Source organism: Bizionia gelidisalsuginis, from assembly GCF_008086185.1.
Taxonomy (GTDB): domain Bacteria; phylum Bacteroidota; class Bacteroidia; order Flavobacteriales; family Flavobacteriaceae; genus Bizionia; species Bizionia saleffrena.
In genome coordinates, this window is the sequence record NZ_VSKN01000004.1 from 18069 (window position 1) to 42566 (window position 24498).

The window sequence follows — 24498 nt, forward strand, 5'->3', positions numbered from 1 at the left end:
ATTTTTATACAATGAAAAGTTTTATTTTTGATGTGTTAAATGACTTAAATAATAGAGATGCAGATTTCTCAAATCTCACCTTTATATTACCTAGCAAAAGAGCTGGTGTATTTTTAAGACAAGAACTTTCTACACTGGTAGAAAAAACTATATTTTCCCCTAAAATTATTAGTATCGAAGAGTTCGTAGAAGAACTTGCAGAACTAAAAACTATAACCAATACAGAGCTCTTATTCGAGTTCTATAATAGCTACTTAGAACTCACACCGAGAAGAGAGAGAGAAGCCTTTGAGTCCTTCTCTAAATGGGCGCAAATACTACTTCAAGATTTTAATGAAATTGATCGCTATCTTATTCCTCAAAAAGAGATATTCGATTATCTAAGCGCCATAAAGAAATTAGACCATTGGTCACTAGAACCAGAAAAAACAGAGTTTGTAAGTAACTATCTTAAGTTCTGGGATAAACTAAAAGTATATTACAACCACTTCAATACGTCCTTAATGGCAAGGAAATCGGGATACCAAGGTTTGGTATACAGAGAAGCTGCCAATAATATTGACGCGTACTGTGCCGCTAACCCAAACAAATCACATATATTTTTAGGATTTAACGCGCTGAACACTGCCGAGGAAACCATTATACAAAAGCTACTAGATAGTACAATGGCAGAAATTTTCTGGGATATCGATACTTCCTTCTTAGAAAACCCTATTCATGATGCTGCCTTATTCACCAGGAAACACAAAAAGAATTGGCCGTACTTTAAATCCCACCCTTTTAATTGGGTCACTGAAAACTATAAAAAAGAGAAAAACATAACGTTGTATGGCGTACCTAAAAACATAGGGCAGGCTAAAACAGTAGGGGCAATTTTAGATACGATTATAATTGAAAATCCCGAACTAAAAAGTACAGCCGTGGTTTTAGGAGATGAAAATTTACTTATCCCAATTCTTAATTCCATACCTAAAAAGATCGATGCTCTCAATATTACGATGGGATTTCCGTTACAATCCATTCCTTTGGCCTCACTATTCGAACTGCTTTTTACCATTCATAAAAAAGGGCAGCAAACCTTTTATTATAAAGATGTTATTAGCGTATTATCGCATCAGTTTATAAAACCACTTTTCGAAAACGATGACAATAACGAGGCTTCAAAAATTATTGAAGCTATTAAAATCAATAATCTTGTTTATCTCTCACTCGAAGATTTAAAAACATACAGTTCTAACCCACTAACTACACTTCTATTTTCTAATTGGCAAAACAATTCGCAACAAGCCATTTCTAATTGTTTTAATATTATTACGACAATAAAAGAACATCTTTCAGAAAATAAAAGTAATAATCTATTATCCTTAGAGCACCTATTCCGCTTTAACACCTTGTTTAACGAATTGTACCGCTTAAATGAAAGCTATAACCATATCAAAGATATTTCGGCGTTATATAGCATTTATAATGAATTACTAAGTTCTGAAACGCTAGATTTTAAAGGAGAACCGTTACAAGGTTTACAAGTTATGGGAATGTTAGAATCTCGTGTTTTAGATTTTGAAACCGTAATTTTAACGTCGGTAAACGAAGGGATACTACCCTCGGGAAAAAGCAATAATTCGTTTATTCCATTCGACGTAAAAATTGAGAACAACTTACCAACCTATAAAGAAAAGGATGCCGTTTACACGTATCACTTTTACAGATTATTACAACGAGCAAAAAATATTTATATACTCTATAATACAGAACCTGATGCTTTGACTGGTGGTGAAAAAAGCAGATTCATCAACCAGCTGCAACTAGAGAATATTCACCAGATTAAACATCATATAGTGGTACCGCAAGTGCCGACTTTAGATATTAGTCTAAAAGAGGTGTTAAAGACAGATAGCGCCATTGAAAAGCTTAAAGAGGTCGCTAAAAACGGGTTTTCGCCATCTTCTCTAACCAGTTATATGAGAAATCCCTTAGCCTTCTACTATCAAAAACTATTAGGTATTAAAGATCTTGAGGATGTCGAAGAAACAGTGGCAGCGAACACCTTAGGAACCGTTGTTCACGATACATTGGAGGCGCTCTACGAACCGTTTATAAATGTACTTTTAACGGTGGACAATATTAAAGAAATGAAGTCTAAAATTGAAGATTTAATTACACATTTCTTTAAAAAACAATACAAAGATGGCGATTTAACCAAAGGTAAAAACCTCATCATATTCGAAATTGCAAAACGTTATGTGCAAAATTTCTTAAACATCGAAATAAAAGATTTAAAACATGGTAATACCATAAAAATTATCGCCTTAGAGCAGAAAAGTGATATCCCAATCGATATTCCAGAACTGGGCTTTAAAGTAGCACTTCGCGGTACTGTAGATCGTGTGGACGAATATAATGGCGTAACGAGAATAATCGATTATAAAACAGGAAAAGTAACCCCTGGGGAAGTGAGTATTCTCGATTGGGAAGACATTACCACCGATTATAAAAAATACAGCAAAAGCTTTCAAATATTGACTTATGCGTATATGATGCACGCACAAAAACCCTTAAACTTTCCTGTTGAAGCCGGTATCATTTCATTTAAAAATTTGAGTTCAGGCGTTATGAAATTTGGAGTAAAAGAGTCTCCTTATGCCAAAACAAAAGACTCTTTAATTACACAAGACACGCTAAACCATTTCGAAAAAGAACTTAAGAAACTTATTATTGAGATTTGTAATCCAGAGATTCCATTTATTGAAAAAGAAGTGTAGTTATGATTAAAAGAAACCAGGTATTAGATAGAAACAATCAGAAACCTATTGTTTACGACACGTTTAACAAAACACCAAACACGAAAAAACCGTTAGTTATTTTCTGCCACGGCTACAAAGGCTTTAAAGATTGGGGTGCTTGGAATCGTGTTGCGGAACAATTTATGACTGCTAATTTATTTTTTGTTAAGTTCAATTTTTCTCATAATGGTGGCACGACAGAAAACCCTATTGACTTCCCCGATTTAAACGCGTTTGCAGAAAATAATTACACAAAGGAATTAGACGATTTAGAAGCGATTTTATCGTATTTCACTCAAACCGATACTCCGTATTCTAAAGAAATAGACTTAAATAATATCACTGTTATCGGTCATTCTCGTGGTGGTGGAATAGCCATTCTAAAAGCCGCAGAAAACACTAAAATTACCAAACTTATTACGTGGGCGAGTGTTAGCGATTTTAGCACGCGCAGTTCTACAATTGGCAATTTAGAACAATGGAAAAAAGACGGTGTGAAATATGTTCTAAACGGAAGAACACATCAGAACATGCCCCATAATATTCAGTTTTATAATGATTTTTTAGACAATAAAGAACGTTTAAATATAGAAACGGCCGAAAAAGCACTTAGTATCCCGCATCTTATTATCCATGCAGAAAACGATCCCTCAGTAGCCTTTAAAGAAGCCCGACAATTACACAAATGGAATACAAATAGTGAACTTGTACCCCTACACAATAGCGATCACGTATTTGGAGCAAAACACCCTTGGGAGCAACAAGCACTTCCTGAAGCTTTTCAAACTGTCGTGTCTAAAAGCATCGCATTTATAAAAAGCTAATCTCTATGTCGACTTAGAATCGTTCGATTTCTCCATATCAATTAAATAGGCTAAAGACTTTACCAAACGGTCGTGTTTACTTACGAAAGGATTACTTTTATCCCAAACATACCCAGCTAAAACAGCACAAATCTGCTCTTTATTCGCTTTATTTTCTGGCTGATGAAAAAATAAGGTTTGCAAATTACCAGTATACCATTCTTTCACATACGTTGAAAATACAGAAACACCATATTTAATATAATCCGAGTATTCAGTTTCCCAATTTACCGACTCATTATTTAATTCTTTTACAATAAGTTTTGAAGCCAACAACGCCGATTCTGTAGCGAAAGTCACGCCCGAAGAAAAAACAGGATCTAAAAACTCCGCGCTATTACCAGTTAGTGCATAACCCTTACCATATAATTGCTTTACGGCTTTAGAATAATTTTTAATTTCTTTGGGTTCGAAAAGTAATGGCACATCTTCAAATCTTTCAGAATAATGTTTTGATAATTTAAGCATCTCACGAATACGCTCCGTAGTACTTCCTTTAAAGGATTCTATAAAATCGATAGGGCCCACAAATCCAATACTCGTTACGCCATTAGAAAAAGGAATCACCCAAAACCAAGACTCGGTATTAATAATATCGAATGTAATTAAAGTGCCTTCCTTACCTTCCGGCCTATTACTATCGTTAACGTGGGTGAATATAGAGGCGTGTTTTGCTAAGCTTGATGGCTTCTCTAAATCTAATAATCGTGGCAATACACGACCATAACCACTAGAATCTATAATATACTTTGCATAAATAGAAGACTCTTCTCCATCTTTGCTTATTACTGTTGTTTTAGAGCTTCCGTCGGTATTAAAAATGACATCAATGACTTCATTTTCGAAAGCTATATTCACCCCTTTTCGCGTCAACTCATCGGTTAAAAGTTTATCGAAATCGGCTCTCGGTAATTGCCATGTCCAATTCCAACCTTCTGTAAACTTCTCTTTGAAATCGAACTCACATACAGCGTCACCTTTAATAAACCGCGCACCAGTTTTCACTTCAAAATCACCTTGTTTTATAACGTCTAGCAGGCCAACTTCATCAAAATGATCCATACAACGTGGAATTAAGCTTTCCCCAATTACAAATCTTGGAAACTTACTTTTTTCAATGACTTTTATAGATATCCCTTGGTTAAAAAGGTAAGCTGCCGCGACGCTACCCGAAGGTCCAGCTCCTATTATTAAAACATCGATATTAATATCGTCCATCGCTATTTAGTATAGAATAATTAATTATTATAAATTTACGTCCAAAAATAACTACTTTGCGATTGGTTATGACATTATAATTAACATTCTTAACAAAAGAAATGCTCACATTAAAGGGAAACTTAACTATTGAAGACTTTAAAGCCGTTATTTTTGATTGTAAAAACATTGAAATAGACGCATCGGTTTATACCACCGTAGAGCAAAGCTTCGACTTTCTTAAAGAGTTTTCAGAGAACAAAGTGATTTATGGCGTAAACACGGGTTTTGGGCCTATGGCTCAGTATAAAATTGCCGATTCTGATCGCATTGAACTTCAATATAATTTAATACGAAGTCACGCTTCGGGAACTGGAAATATCATTCCTGAAGCCTATGTAAAAGCAAGTATGCTAGCGCGTTTAAACACGTTATCGCTAGGGTATTCTGGCGTTCATAGATCGGCTATAGAATTAATGTCTAGTTTAATAAATAAAGACATCACGCCTCTTATTTTCGAACACGGCGGCGTTGGTGCTAGTGGGGATTTAGTGCAATTGGCACATTTAGCATTAGTTTTAATTGGGGAAGGAGAAGTGTTTTATAAAGGGATACGACAAGACACTGCAACCGTTTTTAAAGCTGAAGGTCTAAAACCAATGCAAATAGAATTGCGAGAAGGTTTAGCTTTAATGAATGGCACCTCGGTAATGACGGGCATCGGGATGCTAAATACAATTAACACTAAAACACTTTTACAATGGATGGTAGCCTGCTCATCGGCAATAAATGAAATTGTTGAAGCTTACGATGATCATTTATCATTAGAATTAAACCAGTCTAAAAGACATAAAGGACAGCGCGCTATTGCAGAATTGATGCGTTCACATTTATCCGACAGCAAATTAACACGTAAAAGAGAACATCATTTATATAAAGAACACCACACCGAAGACGATGTGTTTACCGATAAGGTTCAAGAATATTATTCGTTACGCTGCGTACCGCAAATTTTGGGACCTGTTTTAGACACTCTGAATACTGTAGAATCGGTATTAACGGAAGAGGTGAATTCGGCTAACGACAACCCCATTACAGACGTAAAAAGTAGAAGTGTATATCACGGCGGCAATTTCCACGGTGATTATGTCGCTTTAGAAATGGATAAGCTTAAAATTGTCGTGACAAAAATGAGTATGCTCGCAGAACGCCAATTAAACTACCTATTAAATCCGCAGTTAAACAATAAACTTCCAGCCTTTGTAAACCTTGGAAAATTAGGATTAAATTTCGGAATGCAAGGTGTACAATTTACAGCAACCTCAACAACTGCCGAAAATCAGATGCTTTCGAACCCTATGTACGTGCACAGTATTCCTAACAATAACGACAATCAAGATATTGTGAGTATGGGAACAAATGCCGCATTAACGACAAAAAAAGTTATAGAAAACGGTTTCGAAGTGGTCGCAATAGAGTTAATGACCATTGTACAAGCCATAGACTATTTAAATATACAAGACGATGTGTCTTCAAAAACAAAAACGATATATAGTCAAATACGTAAATTAGTACCTGCCTTTACAAAAGACCCTATTATGTATCCCTATGTAAATGCGGTCAAAAAATTTATAATGAAACCCTAAGATTACTTTAAAAAAATGAAATACGCTTTAGTAACAGGAGGATCCCGTGGTATAGGTAAAGCCATTTGCTTACAGTTGGCAAAAGATACAGAGTACCATATTTTAATAAATTACAAAACAAATAAAGAGGCCGCTTTAGAGACTTTAAATGCTATTGAAGCCTTAGGAGGAAAAGCGACTCTTTTACCATTTGATGTTACGAACTACGCTGCTGTAAAAACGGCATTAAACGGATGGAAAATCGTCAACGAAAACTCAGTTATTGAGGTGTTAGTCAACAACGCAGGTATTACAAAAGACAATTTATTTTTGTGGTTATCGCCTAACGATTGGTCTCAAGTCATAAACACCTCGGTTAACGGCTTCTACAACGTTACACACAATCTTATACAAGAGATGCTTCTTAATAAATTTGGACGTATTATTAATATGGTTTCCGTTTCTGGTTTAAAAGGCACACCGGGACAAACAAATTATTCAGCCGCGAAAGGGGCAATCATTGCTGCTACCAAAGCTTTGGCGCAAGAGGTTGCAAAGAAAAAAATAACAGTAAATGCAGTCGCACCGGGTTTTATTAGAACAGATATGACGAGCGCTTTAGACGAAAAAGAACTTAAAAAAAGTATTCCAGCGCATCGTTTTGGTGCTCCAGAGGAAGTTGCACATTTGGTTTCATTTTTAGCTTCCGAAAAAGCATCCTATATTACCGGCGAAACCATAAGCATTAACGGCGGTATTTACTAAAATAAGATTTTTAATTTTTAAATAATGGCAACAAAATGGGATGGTAAATCAAGAGGAACCGTTTTTGGTTTTAAAGTATTTATCTTTTTTATAAAAAACTTTGGTATTAATGCTGCTTATGTATTAATGCATTTACCGGTACCTTATTTTTGCTTATTTTCCAGAAAGAATGTTCGCGGTTTACAGTATTACTTCAATAAAAGATTACAGTATTCTTGGCTTAAAAGCTCGCTAAGTATTTACAAAACGTATTTTGTTTTCGGACAAACCTTAATAGATAAAGTAGCTATTTCTGCGGGACTACGAGAAAATTATACTTACGAGTTTGATGGCGAACATCGTATTGAAGAGGTTTTAGCGCAAAAAAAAGGAGGTATTCTTATTAGTGCGCATATTGGTAATTTCGAATTGGCGCAGTTTTTTTTTAGAGAGCGTTTAGCAGATCAATCCATAAGCATTGTTATTACCGATCAAGACCATCAGGAAATAAAAGATTATCTCGATCAATTCCTGAAAAAAAATGAGATAAAATTCATTATTGTAAAAGAAGATATGTCGCATGTTTTCGAAATTAATGCGGCTTTAGCTCAAAATAGAATTATTTGTATTTCAGGCGATCGTTATTTGCAAAACAACAAATATATGGAAGAGGAATTGCTTGGTAAAACAGCAAAATTCCCTATGGGCCCTTTTCATTTAGCGAGTCGTTTAAAAGTGCCTGTTTTATTTGTTTACGTTTTACGAGAACCTAAAAAGCATTACCATTTATATGCCAGCCATGTCGACGTTAAAGCACAAGACGCTAAAGATTTACTTAAAAAATACACGACTAATTTAGAAAAGGTTATTAAGAAATATCCGTTGCAATGGTTTAACTTTTACGATTTCTGGGATGACGTTAAATAAGATGAAAGACCACGATTTTATATTACCCATTTCGAATATAGACGTAATAAAACAACTTATTCCGCATCGTGAACCTATGATAATGGTGGATGGTTTACTGCATTTTGAAGACCGAATGGCACGTGCAACATTAACTATTTTAAAAGAGAATATTTTTATTGAAAACAATAGATTATCTGAAACCGGCCTACTAGAACATATGGCGCAAACAGCAGCTTTGCATACCGGTTACAAGTTTAAATCTAAAAATAAAAATGTAAAAGAAGGAATGATTGCCGCTATTAAATCGGCTTCCATTTTAAATGTACCACAAGTAAATGACACCATAATAAGTGAAGTTTATATAACTTACGAGGCTGAAATGCTATCAATGGTTTCTATAACTACTACTTTACACGACGACATTATTGCCTCGGCACAAATGAATACCGTTTTAAAAGATTAATTATAATAATGACGTACAAAACACAAGCCCCCTCTCATTTAACACATAAACACAGTATTCGCGTGCGTTTTAGCGAGGTTGATTCGTTACAAATTGTTTGGCACGGACATTATATAAACTATTTTGAAGATGGCAGAGAAGCATTTGGGCGTCAATTTGGCTTATCCTATTTAGAGATCAAAAAAGAAGGTTACGCCACGCCCATTGTAAACACAAATACGTCGCACAAACTACCGCTGCGTTATGGAGATATCGCATATATTGAAACGACATATATTAATACAGCTGCCGCAAAACTGCAGTTTTCTTATTGTATTAAAAATGAAGCGAACCAAATTATTTGCACAGGAGAAACCATCCAAGTATTTACCAAATTAGACAACGGAGAAATGGCATTATTACATCCTGAGTTTTATAAACAATGGAAAACTAAACACAACCTTTTAAATGTCTAAAGTATATCTCTCACATCATAATATTGTTTCTGCTTTAGGTTTTACTGCCGAAAGGGTAGTACTAAATATAAAAAATAAAGTTTCTGGAATTTTCTTAATAGATGATCCAGCGTATTTACACATCCCGTTTTATGGTTCGGTAATTCCTCAAAACGATTTAGAAGCAGCTTTCAAACCTCTAGAAACAACAAAAAAATACACAAAACTTGAAAAAATGATGTTGCTCTCGCTGCAGCGAACAATTGAAGCTTCAAATGTTTCTTTAGATAAAAATGTCGGACTTATTATTTCTTCAACAAAAGGAAATATCGACGTGTTAAACAACTCTTCATTTCCTGAAGACCGCGCCTATTTAAGCACTTTAGGCACTGAAATTAAAGACTATTTCGGATTTAAAAACGAAGCTATTGTATTGTCTAACGCTTGTGTTTCTGGGCTTTTGGCAACCGCCATTGCAAAACGCTACATTAAAGAAGGTGTTTACAATCACGTTTTTATTGTCGGTGGTGACACGGTAAACCCTTTTGTCTTATCTGGATTCAATTCGTTTCAAGCAATGGCCGATTCGCCATGTAAACCTTACGACAAAAATAGAACAGGAGTAAATTTAGGCGAAGCAGCTGCTAGTGTTTTGGTGACCTCGCAACGAGAATATTTATGCCCTGAAGCTGTAGAAATTTTAGGTGATGGATCATGTAACGATGCCAACCACATTTCTGGACCATCTCGTACAGGCGAAGGATTATTTAGATGTGTAAGCGCTGCCATTGCAGAAGCTAATATAGCAACTCAAGACATCGATTTTATTTCTGCTCACGGTACCGCAACTCTTTTTAATGACGAAATGGAAGCTATCGCTTTTAACCGATTAAGTTTATGTACCACTCCTATTCACAGTTTAAAAGGTTACTTTGGGCATACTTTAGGGGCTTCAGGCCTAATAGAAACACTTGTTGGGATGCATAGTTTACATCAAAACACCTTATTTAAATCTTTGGGATACGATACACTGGGTGTTTCAAAATCTTTAAATATTATAGAAAAAACCATCTCCAACACTAATACCATATTTTTAAAAACAGCATCAGGTTTTGGAGGGTCCAATACCGCTGTTTTATTTAAAAAAGCACAGACAGAAAAATTAACAAATGACTAAAAAAACAACTAGCGCAATCAATGCATTAGAGGAAGCTCATAAAATTGCTTTTGCACCCTTCGTATTTCAATCTTCGGTGTCATTAAAAAAGCTAGGCGTTTTAACACTAATTTTCGAACATCGAAAAAAAGGAGGTCTCTCGATAGAAGAAATTTCTGAGCAATTATCTATTAGCACGTATGGTCTTGGCGTTTTATTAGAAATTGCAGAAAGCGCAAACCTTGTAGAAAAAACAAAAGAGAAATACAGTCTCACAAAAACTGGATATTTTCTAAATTTTGATAAAACAGTTGCCGTTAACCTCAATTTTACAAACGATGTGTGTTACGAAGGTTTATACCATTTAAATGAGGCTATAAAAAACGAAAAACCTGAAGGTTTAAAAGTCTTTGGGGACTGGGATACTATTTACGAGGGGCTTTCGGAATTAGAGCCCGAAACACAAAAATCGTGGTTTGAATTCGATCATCATTATTCTGATGGTATTTTTGAAGAAGCCTTGGATTACGTTTTTAGAAATAACCCGAAAACTATTTTCGATATTGGAGGTAATACAGGAAAATTTGCTTTGCATTGTTTACGCACTAATCCTTCAGTCGCGATTAAAATATTCGATTTACCAGGACAATTAAATAAAGCATTAAAGACAATTGAAGCTGCAGGTTTTAAAAATCGCGTTTCAGGACAAAGTATTAATTGGCTACTTCCTACCCCCGAAATTAAGGGTTCTCCAGATGTTATTTGGATGAGCCAATTTCTAGATTGCTTTTCAGAATCTGAGATCATTACTATTTTATCGACGTGTGTAAAAGCAATGACTGCCAAAACAGAACTTATAATTGTTGAAACATTTACCGACAGACAAAAATTTGAAAAGGCTAAATTTGCTTTAGAAGCCACATCTCTTTACTTTACAGCCTTGGCCAACGGAACCAGTAAAATGTATCCTGCCAATGTGTTTAAAAAATTAATTGAGAAAGCAGGTTTAACCCTAACAGAAGACCATCCGCTTGGCGATTACCATACACTGCTCGTTTGTAAAAAAAGAGATTAACCTGTGACTAAAAATATTTACATAGAATCGTATTGCACCATAAAAAATAAAGTGGTGTCTTTAAACGGTACCCCTATTTTTTCTGACGATACACCAGAGTTTTCAGCATTTATAAAACAAGCCGCAAAGCAATTAAACACGAACTATCCTAAGTTTTTTAAAATGGATAATTTGAGTAAACTGGCTTTTTTGACTGCCGATATTCTATTAAAAAACGCCAATTTATCACCCACCAAAGAACACAATATTGCGTTGCTTTTATCTAATAAAGCGTCGAGTTTGGATACCGATAGAAAGCATCAAAATACCATTATAGATCCGGATAATTATTACCCAAGTCCGTCGCTATTTGTGTATACACTCCCAAATATTTGCCTTGGAGAAATAAGTATTAAGCACAAGTTACTTTCTGAAAATAGTTTTTTTATCTTTGAGCGCTTTAACGCAGACCATTTACACCTTAATTCAAGCTACTTATTAAACACTAACAAAGCAGAAAAAACACTTTGCGGTTGGGTAGATTTGGACGGAAACAACTATGATGCCTTTTTGTACATAGTAGGAAAAAATGGTACTATTAATCACAATACAGAAGAAATAACAAGACTATACAATACCCCATGAGCAACTTAATACAAGAACTGAAAGAAAATATTATAGAGCTTCTAAATTTAGAAGAGTTTTCTGTTGAAGATATAAATGATGACGATGCCCTTTTTGGAGACGGCTTAGGACTCGATTCTATTGATGCTTTAGAATTAATGGTAATGTTAGATAAAGACTACGGTATTAAATTAACAGACCCAAAAGAAGGAAAAGAGATTTTTCAATCTATTGCGGTTTTAGCTGATTACATTGAAAAAAACAGAGCAAAATAACGCCATAAACTCAAAAATCGCAATTACCGGAATGGGAATAATTTCGGCAATTGGCAATTCTGTATGTGAAAATCTAGAGGCTTTATTAGCTTCAAAATCTGGTATTTCGTCCCTTTCATCACTGCAAACGCATCACGCTAATTCTATAAAAGTTGGCGAGGTTAACTTAACGAACACCCAACTTAGCGACGTATTAAACCTTCCTAAAAACAATGCGTTCACACGAACCGCTTTATTAGGATTACACGCGGCTAAACAGGCGTTGTTAAATGCAAATATCACCGATGTAAACGCATATAAAACAGGTTTTATCTCTTCGACTTCGGTTGGCGGAATGGATAAAACAGAAATGCATATTAAAGAGTACTGCTCTAATAAAGAAGCTCAAAAATATATTAACAGTCATCATGCCGGCGATAGTACTCAGAAAATGGCAGATGCTATTGGCATCACCGGTTTTGTGACTACAATTAGCACCGCTTGCTCATCGGCAGCAAATGCAATTATGTTGGGTGCACGATTAATAAAAGCAGGCACTTTAGATCGTGTTATTGTTGGTGGTGTAGACCCACTTTCGAAGTTTACTATTAACGGCTTTAAAACCTTAATGATTCTTTCCGATTCTAATTGTCGTCCTTTTGATGCCAACCGCACTGGTTTAAATTTGGGTGAAGCCGCCGCTTATTTGGTCTTAGAATCTCAAGAAATTGTAGACAAAGAAAATAAAAAAGTGTTGGGCTATTTGGCAGGTTACGGCAACGCTAACGATGCTTTTCATCAAACGGCTTCGTCACAAAACGGCGAAGGGGCTTATTTAGCGATGCAAGACGCTTTAAAAAAAGGACATTTAGTGCCTTCAGATATTAGTTATATTAATGCACACGGCACAGCAACAGCAAACAATGATATAACGGAAAGCATTGCTATAAGACGTGTTTTTGGAAACACTGTTCCCGACTTCAGTTCTACTAAAGCATTTACGGGTCATACACTGGCAGCAGCAGGAGCAATTGAGGCTGTCTATGCCGTTTTAGCCCTTCAGGAAAACGTTATATTTCCTAATCTAAATTTTAAAACGCCAATTGCAACGACTCATTTACATCCAGTAACGACTGTAAAAAGAAAAGAGATTCATAACGTGCTGTCTAATTCTTTCGGATTTGGTGGCAATTGTTCAACTTTAATTTTTTCAAAATAATGAAAGCCTGTTACATTCATAGCGCAGTTTCTATTTCGGCTCAAAATACGTTTGAAACGGACTTAAATCTTTCAGAAAGCAACCCTATAACTTCAAAAAAAGCAAACGCTAATCACCCACAATACAAAACATATATTGCACCTGGAGCATTACGCCGTATGGCCACGGGAGTAAAAATGGGCGTGACCGCAGGTAAAAAAGCATTAGAAAAAGCAAACATTACAAATCCTGATGCCATTTTAACGGGTACTGGAATGGGCTGTATTGAAGACACAGAAAATTTCTTGAATGCCTTAATTGCAAACGACGAAGCGTATTTAACACCAACATCTTTTATACAATCCACTCACAATACGGTGGGTGCGCAAATTGCTTTGGCCTTACAATGCAACGCCTATAATAACACGTATGTACACGGCGCTTTATCCTTCGAATCGGCATTGTTAGACGGTCAATTATTAATTAAAAATGACGACTCCCGGTCTGTTTTAGTAGGAGGAATCGATGAATTAGGAAAGGAGTTTATAGATTACACCCTACTAGTAGAAGATAAAAAGCACGGCGTACAGGTCCCGTTTAGTGAAGGTGCCTCCTTTTTTGTATTATCTTCAGAAAAGCAAGAAAAAGCCATTCAGCTTAATGACATAAAAACATTTAGTAACATTACAGAACAAGAGGTGCCCACAGTTTTAAATGAGTTTTTAGCTGAAAACAATTACAAACCCAAAGACATTGACGCTGTAATTTGTGGTAATAATGGCTCTGTTTATGATTCTTATTATTCTAAAGCTCGTGCTATTTTTCCAATAACAACGTCTCAGTTACATTACAAACATCTTTTCGGCGAATATTTTACGGCATCGGCTATAGCGCTATATTTAGGTGTTTACATCTTAAAAAAACAACATATTTACGATGCGTTAATAATAGGAGATAATTCTAAAAATTCCATAAAAACCATTTTGCTATACAATCAATTTAACGGTCGAGATCATAGTTTTATCTTGCTTTCACTATGATAAATTTTAAACTATACGTCAGTTTTTTTTCACTATTTTGTTGCCTTATTATTGTTTTTATAACCTTAGAACTTATTTCTATTTGGTGGCTCGTTTTATATCTATTTTTTGGTTTTATAATACTAGGAATCGCCTCTCTTACAATGCGTTGGGATTGGTTTACAAAAGCATTTATCCATCTTAAAACCACAAAAAAAGTTATCGCTATCACCTTCGATGATGGTCCGAATCCGGAATTTACACCACAAGTATTAGCGCTTTTAAAACAATACAACGCCAAAGCTACTTTTTTCTGTATTGGGCGGCAAATAGAAAAACATCCAGACCTTTTAAAAGCCATTACAAACGATGGCCACGCTATCGGGAATCACTCGTATTCACATAGTAAAACGATTGGTTTTAGCACTAAAAAATCGTGGTTAAAAGAAATAGAACGTACCGATGCACTCATTAAACAAACTACCGGGAGACAAACCAAACTATTTAGACCGCCCTTTGGAGTTACAACACCGCATTTAGCATCGGCTTTAAAAACGACGAACCATACTTGTGTAGGATGGAGTAATCGCTCATTCGACACTTTTTTTAAATCTCCAAAAACCATTTCGAAACGTGTTTTAAAACGGATTAAACCCGGTGGAATTATATTATTACACGACAACCAAGTAACCTGTATTCCTGTTTTGGAACACATATTGCAAGTGTTACAGTCTGAGCATTACACTCTGGTCACAACTAACGATTTACTCCATGAAAAATAAAATTCTAGTCTTAGTATGTCTCGTATTCTATTTTACGCTGAACACCCTTTCGGCGCAAGAAAAACTATCAATTACTGAAGCCCTTGCGTTTAAAAAACAAGTGAAGCATACTGCTAAAAAAACGACAAGTATTGTAAGCGGTTTTATACAAGAAAAACACTTGAGTATTTTAGAGAACACGATTATTTCCGAAGGGATTTTAAAGTTTAAAGCTCCAAACAAAGTACTTTGGGAATACACGAAACCTTACGAAAACACCGCTATCTTTAAGGGAGATAAACTATTTGTTTCTAATGAAGGCAAGACCGCTGAAATTAATCTAAACTCGAATAGATTATTTAGAAGCTTAAACGCCTTAATAGTTAATAGTGTAAAAGGTGATATGTTTGATGATGAAGAGTTTGCCATTACTTATTTCAAACATCCCAACGGTTTTATGGTTACGTTTCAACCTAACAATAAAAGATTAAGTAAATTCATCAATACTTTCGAGCTTCAATTCTCTAAAAATGGGGAAGTGAATAGCGTAAAGTTAATTGAGCCTAATGCCGATTTTACGACCATTTCCTTTATTAATAAACAGATAAATGTTCCGGTTCTTAACGCTGCCTTTTTATAAAAACCCCTATGTTATTTTCAGATTTCTATACTATTTTAGACGCACATAAAACCAGCGCTTTTTCGTTTGGAAACTGTGTAGAATTAAATAAAAATCACAGTATTTTTAGCGGTCATTTTCCAGAAAACCCAATTACTCCTGGTGTGATAATGCTTCAAATTATTAAAAACAGTTTAGAACAAGCGCTGCAGTGTAATCTTAAATTACAAGCGCTTTCTAATCTTAAGTTTCTTCAAGTAGTAGACCCGAATAGAAATAATATCCTTCATTTTCAGATGGATATTAAAAAAGAAAATGATATCATTAAGATAAAAAGTAGTAGTTCTTTTCCAGACCACACCTTAGTGTTAAAATGTAATGCTACATTTGTAAAATATTAAATGGCACCGTGCCCGTCGCTAGCAAGAAATTATAAATGAACTTAGATACCGTAAAATCTCATTTTAAAAGTTACAATTGTTGTGTTATTATACCCACGTATAACAACCAGAACACGCTAAAGCGCGTTTTAGATAGTGTTTTAAATTTTACAGATTCTATTATTGTTGTTAACGACGGATCGACTCAAGAAACGTCGGATATTCTTAGTAAATATCCACAGATAGACCACATTAAAAAACCTAAAAACACAGGAAAAGGCACCGCCTTAAAAACAGGTTTTAAACACGCGGTAGACCAAGGTTTCGACTATGCGATTACTTTAGATAGTGACGGCCAACATTTCGCGAAAGATATTCCTGTTTTTATCGAGGCCTTAGCCGCTGCAGAAAATAAAAACCTGCTTTTAATTGGTGACAGGAATATGAATGAAGCCAATGTTTTTGCGGCTAGTGCAAAAGGAAATCGCATATCGAGTTATTGGGTTCGTGCTGTTACCGGCTTGGACTTACGCGACTCGCAATCTGGTTTTAGATTGTATCCTGTTAAGGCGATGGCCGCATTTAGATATTTAAAAAGCACCAAAAAATTTGAGTTTGAAGTCGAAGCTATTGTGAAATCGCATTGGGCAGGTATTTCCATTGGCCACGTACCTATTCACGTACTTTACGACGAAAATGAACGCGTCTCGCACTTTAGACCCTTTATGGATATTGCACGTATTGTCGTGCTTATTATTTGGTTTTTGTTAGTCCGTTTATTTTATATTACTCCGAGAGACTTTTTCAGGAAATTAAAAAAAAAAGGACTGAAACGATTTCTCATTGAGGACTTTTTACAACACGGCGATTCTCCAAAAAAGAAAGCGTTCTCCATTGCTTTAGGCGTTTTTATAGGCTTATCGCCACTTTGGGGATTTCATACCGTCATCGTTTTGTTTTTAGCCGTAGTTTTTAAATTAAATAAAGTGATTGTTTTTGCCTTTTCTAACATTAGTTTACCACCCTTAATTCCTTTTGTACTCTTAATTAGTCTGCAAACTGGAAATTGGATTTTAGGGAAGCGAACAGCTTATTCTCTGCAAGATTTTACAACGCAATTGGATCTTTTAGATCACTTAGAAACCTATATTATTGGCAGTATTACATTATCGCTTTTAGCAGCGATTTCTTGTGGACTTTTAGGCTATATCGTTTTGTCTTTTTTTAATCAGAAAAAAGAAAATGTTTATGGATAATATATTCATTTCTCTATGTCATTTTTTTTATAAGAAGAAAGTCCTCTTTGCGATTATTATTGCTGTTTTCAGTTTAGTGTTGATAGCAGTGGCATCTCAAATTACGTTTGAAGAAGACATTTCGAAACTAATTCCAGAAAACTCAGAGAACAAACAACTTCAAAAAGTATTACAAACTGCCCATTTTTCAGATAAAATTGTGGTAATCGTAAACCGAAAAGACAACGGCACACTTAATGATTTAACACAATATGCTGAAGCATTTATAGACAGTGTAAATCTGAATTTATCTGAATACACAAAAGCTATTCAAGGACAAGTAGGCGACGATACTATTTTTGAAACTTTAAACTTTGTTTACGAGAATGCGCCTTTATTTTTAACAGATTCCGATTATAAAATACTAGAAAACCGTCGCCAAAAAGACTCAATTTTAAAACGTACCGAAGCGAATTATAAAACCTTAATATCACCTTCGGGGCTTATTGCTAAACAAACTATTGTTAAGGACCCCTTAGGCATCTCACTGCTAGCCGTTAAGCATTTGCAAAAACTTGGCATACATAAAGACTTCCAGCTTAAGAACGGGTTTATAGTTAGCAAAAACGAATCGCACTTGTTACTATTTATCACTCCCCAATACGGATCGAGTGAAACCAATAAAAATGTTGCCTTTGCCAACGGACTTTATAACATTCAAGACGAATTAAATATCAGTTTTTCAGACACTGTTTCTAGCGAATATTTTGGCGGAACCCTTATTGCTGTGGCCAATGCACAACAAATAAAAAAAGATATTCAGCTTACCATTAGTATTGCACTTACTGTCTTAATGATTTTGTTTATCGTCTTTTATAAGAAACTTAGTATTCCGCTTATTTTATTTACGCCGACACTTTTTGGAGGGTTATTATCGGTGGCTATTCTCTTTTTAATTCGCGAGACTATTTCGGCCATTTCTTTAGGGATTGGAGCGATTTTACTTGGGGTAACTCTCGATTATTCGTTACATATTTTAACCCACATTAGAAATAAAGAAGACACGACGGCGCTCTATAAAAGCGTTACAAAACCTATTTTAATGAGCAGTTTAACAACAGCTCTAGCTTTTTTATGTTTGTTGTTTATAGACTCGCAAGCGCTACAAGATTTGGGGATATTTGCCGCCATTAGCGTACTAGGCGCTTCAGTATTTGCCTTAATATTTATTCCGCAAGTATACACCGTTAAAAACAATGCTTCAGCACATCGAAAAACATTTATCGATGCAGTTGCAAGCTATCCGTTTCATCGTAATACATTTATTATTGGCGCCGTTATTTTGTTGTGCATTACAAGCCTATTCACCTATAACAACGTACAATTCAATCAAGACATTTCGAAATTGAATTATATGCCCCCAGCTATTAAAAACGCCGAAAACCGACTTGAAAAACTAACTAATGCCGCTTCAAAATCCTTATATATTGTAACCTATAGCGACACGCTTCAAGTGGCTTTAGAAGCTAACGATAACATTGTAAAGAGATTAACCACTTTAGAACAGCAACAACAAATTAGCAGTTTTAATTCGGTGGGGGCTTTAGTCTATTCTGAAAAAAAACAACGAGAAAAAATTAACCAATGGCAGGCGTTCTGGTCTCCGGAACACGTAGGTTTTACTAAGCAGCAATTAATAACTAGCGGCACACAATTTGGCTTTAAACCCGAAACATTTAATGCGTTTTACCAATTATTAGAAAAATCTTTCACTCCACTAGAACTTAACGATTACAGGACATTAAACACGATTTCTATCGACGACTTTATAGCGAGTGAAAATGGTTTTAATGCCGTATCCTCTTTAGTAACTCTTGAAGACAATCAAGTAGCACGACTTAAAACATCGTTTAAAAACACACCAAACACATTGGTTATCGATCGTCAAGCGATAAATGAAACGCTACTCGGCAATTTAAAAAACGATTTTAACCAACTTATAATATATTCCTTCGCCGTTGTAGTCGTGTTGCTACTGTTGTTTTACAGAAACGTAAAACTGACCTTAGTAACGTGTATACCCATTATGCTAACATGGTGTATTACTATCGGTATAATGGGACTGTTTTCTATTGAATTCAATATTTTTAATATCATAATTTCAACATTTATTTTTGGTCTGGGCATAGATTATAGTATTTTTATAACGAATGGATTACTCCAACAGCAAAAAACTGGAATAAACACGTTACCTATGTATAAGACGTCAGTAATTCTATCGGTTATCACTACAATTTTTGGCGTGGGGGTTTTAGTTTTCGCCAAACATCCGGCATTATACTCTATTTCAATTGTTACAATAATCGGAATAACGTCGGCTTTAGTGGTGGCATTTACGATTCAACCAATATTATTTAATGTATTCATATTAAAGAAACGAAGTCTTAATTAAAACCAATGGGAACACTAAAAACCAAACCTATTACTAGAGTTAAGTCCTTGACAAAAGAAGAATTTATAACAGAGTATTATAAAAAACAACGTCCTGTTTTAATTGAGGACTTATCTAAAGATTGGCCGGCATACACTAAGTGGAACCTCGATTACATCCAGAGTTTGGCCGGTGACCAAATTGTACCATTGTATAATAACGAACCTACAAAAGGGAGACAAAACTCGGTGGCGCCCGCTAAAAAAATGAAGCTGTACGATTATATCGATATTTTAAAAACGCAGCCTACCGATTTGCGTATGTTCTTTTACAATGTGCTTCAAAAAATGCCAGAACTCCTTAAAGATTTCAGCTATCCCGACATCGGATTAAAATTCTTTAAAAAATTACCAGTTATGTTTTTTGGTGGGAAGGGATCGAAAGTTCTAGCACATTACGATATGGATTTGGCAGATTTGGTTCATTTTCATTTTCACGGCACAAAAAAAGTGACGCTTTTTGCTCCCGATCAAGCCAAGAATTTATACAAAGTTCCGTTTACGGTTCATAATTTGGAGACGATAGATATGGACAATCCAAATTTTGAAAAATATCCTGCTTTACAATTAGCGGAAGGCATTTCGGTTACAATGAAACATGGTGATGCCCTTTATATGCCAAGTGGCTATTGGCATTACATTACTTATGACAATGGCGGATTCTCTATAACACTACGCGCGTTTCCAAGACAATTTAAACAGTTTACAGAACTTGTAATTAATATCGTTTTTATGCGAACTTTCGAAAACGTGATGCGTAGAACCGTTGGGCAATCGTGGGTAGATTATAAAGAAGAAAAAATGGTGAAACGTGTTAATAAAAAGTATAACAAAACCTATAATCATGGGTAAGCTACAATCGTTTTATAGTCTATGTTTAATCTCTATTTCACTATGTGTTTTAAGCTCTTGTGGCATTAATAAATCGGTTAATAACCGACCAGAAATTATTAAATATAAAACCGTAATACCAGAAAAACAAATCATAAATGATTCTACTTTTTTTGCAGGAAATAATTTCTTAATAAAAAACAAACAAGGCCTTTGGGAATTATATATCGAAGGAAATCCGTTGGAAATAGGCTTAATCACAGGGCTTTTATCAGATAGCTTAATGTATAAACAAGAAGCCATTTTTTTTAATAAAATAAGAGAATTAGTACCTTCTGAAGGTAAACAGAAGTTTTTACGTAAGTTTTTATCGTGGTACAATCGTAAAATGTACAAACATGTTCTTGAAGAGTTTAAAACCGAGATTTATGGACTTTCAAATTATGCCTCTCCCGAATTTAATGGGATCGCACCGCCTTATTTAAGAACACTCTATTTACAAGGCGCACACGATATAGGCCACGCTTTACAAGATTTAGCTCTGGTTGGTTGCACCTCGTTTGCAGCTTGGGGAGAAAAAACAGAGGACAAAAAGCTACTTATTGGACGTAATTTCGATTTTTATGCTGGTGATGATTTTGCTGAAAATAAAATAATTGCCTTTATAAACCCAACTGCTGGTCACCCATTTGTATCGGTAACCTGGGGCGGAATGATAGGAGTGGTTTCCGGAATGAATACACAAGGTTTAACTGTAACTATTAACGCTGGAAAATCTAAAATTCCTTTGGTGGCCAAAACACCAATTTCTATAGTTACACGAGAAATTTTGCAATATGCTTCGACTATAGACGAAGCGATTGCAATTGCAAAATCGCGAGAAGTTTTCGTTTCAGAGTCTATAATGGTGGGAAGTGCCAAAGATAAACGCGCAGTCATAATTGAAGTCTCACCTAAAAAATTTGGTGTTTACGACGTTCAAAATAACAATCAATTGGTATGCTCTAATCATTTTCAAAGCAATACGTATGTTTCAGATAAACGGAATTTAAAAGCTATAGAAGAAAGCCATTCTGCTTACAGATTTAATAGAATGGAGACCCTTTTAAATCAAAATACGACTCTTAATCCAACTCGAGGTGTTTCGATTTTAAGAAACAAAAAGGGACACAATGACCAAGCCATCGGGTATGGCAATGAAAAAGCTTTGAATCAGTTATTGGCGCATCACGGTATCGTCTTTCAGCCTGAAGATTTAAAGGTTTGGATTTCTTCAAACCCGTATCAGTTGGGAGAATTTGTTGCTTACGATTTAAATACAGTGTTTAATAACCGCGATCAAAATCCTTCGGCGCAATCACTTCAAAATACATCTTTAAATATTGCTAAAGATCCTTTTTTAGACACCAAAGCCTATGCTAATTATGAAGCGTATAGAATTCTAGAACGTCAAATCGAGCACGCTATCAATAACAATGTATCTCTCGACAACGCTGTATTAAATAAGGCCATCGCATTAAACCCAAACTATTGGAAAGCATACGCTTTGGCGGGCAATTATTACTACAAACACAAAGAGTATAGTGCTGCAGCAGAAGCTTACGAAAGCGCTCTAACTAAAGAAATACCAACGCTTTTAGATACTGAACATATTACAAAATATTTAAAAAAAGCCACTCGAAAATCGAACAAATGATCCCCAAAATAGAAATAGCATCGTTAAGTGAAATCAAATCTCTTCAAGAAAAAAAACTAAGAGAATTAATGGTGTATTTAAACGAAAAATCTCCGTATTACCAAAACCTATTTAGAGCGAAAAATATTGCGATAGATAGCATACAGACACTGGAAGATTTAGCCACTTTACCGTTAACGACAAAAGAAGATTTACAACAGCATAACGACGATTTTTTGTGTGTTCCAAAACACGCTATTATCGATTATGTCACAACTTCAGGTACACTTGGTGATCCTGTAACGTTTGCATTAACAGATAACGATTTGGAGCGTTTAGCCTATAACGAATCTATTTCTTTTGCATGTGCAGGTGTAAAAAAAGAAGATATTTTACAACTTACCACCACTATAGATCGTCGTTTTATGGCAGGTTTAGCTTACTTTCTAGGTGCTCGTAAATTAGGAGCAGGAATTATTCGTGTAGGCGCCGGAAGCCTAGAATTGCAATGGGACTCCATTATAAAATTTAAACCGACCTATTTAATAGCTGTACCCTCGTTTTTATTAAAACTGATTGAATATGCCAATGTAAACGGAATTGATTTAAAAAAATCCGGCGTTAAAGGTGCTATTTGCATTGGCGAACCGCTGCGCAACCAAGACTTTTCAGAAAATGTTTTATCAGAAAAAATTAAGGCAAGTTGGGCTATTGACCTATTTTCAACCTACGCTTCAACCGAAATGAGCACGGCGTTTTCAGAATGTGAAATGCAAAATGGTGGTCATCATCATCCAGAACTTATTATCATTGAAATCTTAGATCATAATAACACCCCTGTAACAGAAGGAGAAGTTGGTGAATTAACCATTACCTCACTCGGTATTGAAGCAATGCCATTGTTACGTTTTAAAACAGGAGATATGGTTATTGCTCACACAGAACCGTGTAGTTGTGGCAGAAACACAATGCGTTTAGGTCCTGTTGTAGGCCGTAAAAAACAAATGATTAAATACAAAGGCACTACTTTATATCCACCAGCACTACAAAATGTTTTAAATGAATTTAGCGCCGTTGAGAATTTTGTAATTGAATTGTATCACAATAGTATTGGTACTGACGAAATTTCTATAAAAATAGGAACCAACACCCCAACTGAAGCGTTATTACAAAACATTAAAGATCACTTTAGAGCCAAATTAAGAGTCTTACCAAGTATTGAATATCTGGATATTGAAGATATCCGTGCCCTTCAGTTTCCGAAACTTAGCCGGAAACCCGTTATAATTATTGATAAAAGGCCGTGATTTTATTTTAATTCTTTAAGTACTAAAACCGGCAAGTTAGTAGAATGAAAATCTCTCTTCAAAATAACGTTCTTTTCCCAAAGCTTATTAAAAAAACCGCGTTTACGTCGTACCACACATAACATATCAGGATTGTTTTCTTTATAATGTTCTAAAACACCTTGAAATGTGGTTCCGTTCTCAGACTCGGTCACTGAATTCACTAACGCTTTTAAATCGGTCGTAATATCAAAATCGCCAGGCTTATAAAACGGTGTTTTTACTAGTAGTAAGCTTACGTTTGCTTTAAAATCGTCTTTAATTATCTTCAAAGGATCTAAAGCATCTCCTTTTTTTATAATGGCCGATTTAAGTGCCAATAAAATAGTCTGTATTGGCCTAAACTTATAATCTTCAGGGACTATTAAAGCAGGAATTTTAGTCTGTTTTATAATTTTTCCTGAGGTTTTCCCTAAAAACACTTCATTTTTAGTCGAACTAATTCTAGGCTCTAAAACTATTAAATCAATATCTAGAGAAGCACTAACCAATTCTAAGGTTTCAATTAGAGTCCCTTTAAATGTTTTAGCGACAATATCTACCCCTTTGGTGTCTACTTTAGAGATGTGCTCTTTTAAAAACAGTAAACTTTCACGCTCTAAAATGTCGTCAATTTTAATCATAGCCCCCGCTTTCGAGTAGATATTATAAATTTGAACCACGTAAAGTCTTGCTCCGGTTGCTCTCGCAAAATCTACAGCATATTGTAAGTGAGATATTGCATTTTTCGAGGATCCGACTGGAACTAAGATATTTTTCATAACTATTAATATAACGATTTCGAGAACAAAAATACAGATTATTATCCTAAAAATTTCACACCTTTGCCCTACTCTTA

23 protein-coding genes are annotated in these 24498 nt (G+C 35.2%); 21 read left to right on the top strand and 2 right to left on the bottom strand.

Going from position 1 to position 24498, the window contains the following annotated elements; translation table 11 throughout:
• Window positions 1-11: 11 nt before the first annotated feature.
• Together ES677_RS04135 and ES677_RS04140 are read left to right on the top strand one after the other, a co-directional pair.
• Window positions 12-2762, top strand: coding sequence for a PD-(D/E)XK nuclease family protein (locus tag ES677_RS04135; RefSeq protein ID WP_148380505.1), 2751 nt, complete (start codon window positions 12-14; stop codon window positions 2760-2762).
• Between the two features lie 2 nt (window positions 2763-2764).
• A complete protein-coding gene (locus tag ES677_RS04140) occupies window positions 2765-3607 on the top strand; it encodes an alpha/beta hydrolase family protein (RefSeq protein ID WP_148380506.1) in 843 nt (280 codons plus the stop codon).
• 3 nt (window positions 3608-3610) lie between these two features.
• Here the strand turns inward: ES677_RS04140 and ES677_RS04145 are convergent, their stop codons facing one another.
• A complete protein-coding gene (locus ES677_RS04145; protein ID WP_148369776.1) occupies window positions 3611-4864 on the bottom strand; it encodes an NAD(P)/FAD-dependent oxidoreductase in 1254 nt (417 codons plus the stop codon).
• A gap of 101 nt (window positions 4865-4965) precedes the next feature.
• On the opposite strand from ES677_RS04145, the gene ES677_RS04150 reads away from it, so the two are divergent.
• The 19 genes from ES677_RS04150 to ES677_RS04240 are packed head-to-tail and all read left to right on the top strand — an operon-like array spanning window position 4966 to window position 23621.
• Window positions 4966-6489, top strand: a complete 1524-nt coding sequence (locus ES677_RS04150; protein WP_148380507.1) for an HAL/PAL/TAL family ammonia-lyase — start codon at window positions 4966-4968, stop codon at window positions 6487-6489.
• Window positions 6490-6504: 15 nt separating this feature from the next.
• A complete protein-coding gene (fabG, locus tag ES677_RS04155; RefSeq protein WP_148380508.1) occupies window positions 6505-7233 on the top strand; it encodes a 3-oxoacyl-ACP reductase FabG in 729 nt (242 codons plus the stop codon).
• 24 nt (window positions 7234-7257) lie between these two features.
• Window positions 7258-8139, top strand: a complete 882-nt coding sequence (locus ES677_RS04160; protein WP_148380509.1) for an LpxL/LpxP family acyltransferase — start codon at window positions 7258-7260, stop codon at window positions 8137-8139.
• 1 nt (window position 8140) lies between these two features.
• Window positions 8141-8584 carry a hypothetical protein gene (locus ES677_RS04165; protein WP_148380510.1) on the top strand — a complete coding sequence of 148 codons (444 nt, stop codon included), beginning with the start codon at window positions 8141-8143 and terminating at the stop codon, window positions 8582-8584.
• A gap of 8 nt (window positions 8585-8592) precedes the next feature.
• On the top strand, window positions 8593-9039 hold the full coding sequence (locus tag ES677_RS04170; protein WP_148380511.1) for an acyl-CoA thioesterase: 447 nt from the start codon (window positions 8593-8595) through the stop codon (window positions 9037-9039).
• Window positions 9032-10195 carry a beta-ketoacyl-[acyl-carrier-protein] synthase family protein gene (locus ES677_RS04175; protein WP_148380512.1) on the top strand — a complete coding sequence of 388 codons (1164 nt, stop codon included), beginning with the start codon at window positions 9032-9034 and terminating at the stop codon, window positions 10193-10195. The genes ES677_RS04170 and ES677_RS04175 overlap by 8 nt, the downstream gene beginning before the upstream one ends.
• A complete protein-coding gene (locus ES677_RS04180) occupies window positions 10188-11249 on the top strand; it encodes a methyltransferase (RefSeq protein ID WP_148369783.1) in 1062 nt (353 codons plus the stop codon). The genes ES677_RS04175 and ES677_RS04180 overlap by 8 nt, the downstream gene beginning before the upstream one ends.
• Window positions 11250-11252: 3 nt before the next feature.
• Entirely contained in the window at window positions 11253-11873 is a 621-nt protein-coding gene (locus ES677_RS04185; protein WP_148380513.1) for a 3-oxoacyl-ACP synthase, read from the top strand.
• On the top strand, window positions 11870-12127 hold the full coding sequence (locus ES677_RS04190) for a phosphopantetheine-binding protein (RefSeq protein ID WP_148369785.1): 258 nt from the start codon (window positions 11870-11872) through the stop codon (window positions 12125-12127). The genes ES677_RS04185 and ES677_RS04190 overlap by 4 nt, the downstream gene beginning before the upstream one ends.
• A 4-nt stretch (window positions 12128-12131) precedes the next feature.
• Entirely contained in the window at window positions 12132-13325 is a 1194-nt protein-coding gene (locus ES677_RS04195) for a beta-ketoacyl-[acyl-carrier-protein] synthase family protein (protein ID WP_148369933.1), read from the top strand.
• Window positions 13325-14344 carry a beta-ketoacyl synthase chain length factor gene (locus ES677_RS04200; RefSeq protein ID WP_148380514.1) on the top strand — a complete coding sequence of 340 codons (1020 nt, stop codon included), beginning with the start codon at window positions 13325-13327 and terminating at the stop codon, window positions 14342-14344. The genes ES677_RS04195 and ES677_RS04200 overlap by 1 nt, the downstream gene beginning before the upstream one ends.
• Window positions 14341-15105 carry a polysaccharide deacetylase family protein gene (locus ES677_RS04205; protein WP_148380515.1) on the top strand — a complete coding sequence of 255 codons (765 nt, stop codon included), beginning with the start codon at window positions 14341-14343 and terminating at the stop codon, window positions 15103-15105. The genes ES677_RS04200 and ES677_RS04205 overlap by 4 nt, the downstream gene beginning before the upstream one ends.
• Window positions 15095-15724, top strand: a complete 630-nt coding sequence (locus ES677_RS04210) for a LolA family protein (RefSeq protein WP_148369788.1) — start codon at window positions 15095-15097, stop codon at window positions 15722-15724. Before ES677_RS04205 ends, ES677_RS04210 begins: the two co-directional genes overlap by 11 nt.
• A gap of 8 nt (window positions 15725-15732) precedes the next feature.
• On the top strand, window positions 15733-16104 hold the full coding sequence (locus ES677_RS04215; RefSeq protein ID WP_148369789.1) for a hotdog family protein: 372 nt from the start codon (window positions 15733-15735) through the stop codon (window positions 16102-16104).
• Window positions 16105-16139: 35 nt separating this feature from the next.
• The gene (locus ES677_RS04220) at window positions 16140-17339 is read left to right on the top strand and encodes a DUF2062 domain-containing protein (RefSeq protein ID WP_148380516.1); all 1200 of its coding nucleotides are present in this window, start codon (window positions 16140-16142) and stop codon (window positions 17337-17339) included.
• Complete coding sequence (locus ES677_RS04225) at window positions 17332-19770, top strand: MMPL family transporter (RefSeq protein WP_170235043.1); 2439 nt, start codon at window positions 17332-17334, stop codon at window positions 19768-19770. The genes ES677_RS04220 and ES677_RS04225 overlap by 8 nt, the downstream gene beginning before the upstream one ends.
• Window positions 19771-19775: 5 nt before the next feature.
• Window positions 19776-20660, top strand: a complete 885-nt coding sequence (locus ES677_RS04230; RefSeq protein WP_148369792.1) for a cupin-like domain-containing protein — start codon at window positions 19776-19778, stop codon at window positions 20658-20660.
• Window positions 20653-22335, top strand: coding sequence for a C45 family autoproteolytic acyltransferase/hydolase (locus ES677_RS04235; protein ID WP_148380518.1), 1683 nt, complete (start codon window positions 20653-20655; stop codon window positions 22333-22335). The genes ES677_RS04230 and ES677_RS04235 overlap by 8 nt, the downstream gene beginning before the upstream one ends.
• A complete protein-coding gene (locus tag ES677_RS04240; protein ID WP_148380519.1) occupies window positions 22332-23621 on the top strand; it encodes a phenylacetate--CoA ligase family protein in 1290 nt (429 codons plus the stop codon). Before ES677_RS04235 ends, ES677_RS04240 begins: the two co-directional genes overlap by 4 nt.
• A 2-nt stretch (window positions 23622-23623) precedes the next feature.
• Here ES677_RS04240 and ES677_RS04245 read toward each other — a convergent pair whose 3' ends face one another.
• Window positions 23624-24421, bottom strand: coding sequence for a universal stress protein (locus ES677_RS04245; RefSeq protein ID WP_148369795.1), 798 nt, complete (start codon window positions 24419-24421; stop codon window positions 23624-23626).
• Between the last annotated feature and the right edge of the window lie 77 nt (window positions 24422-24498).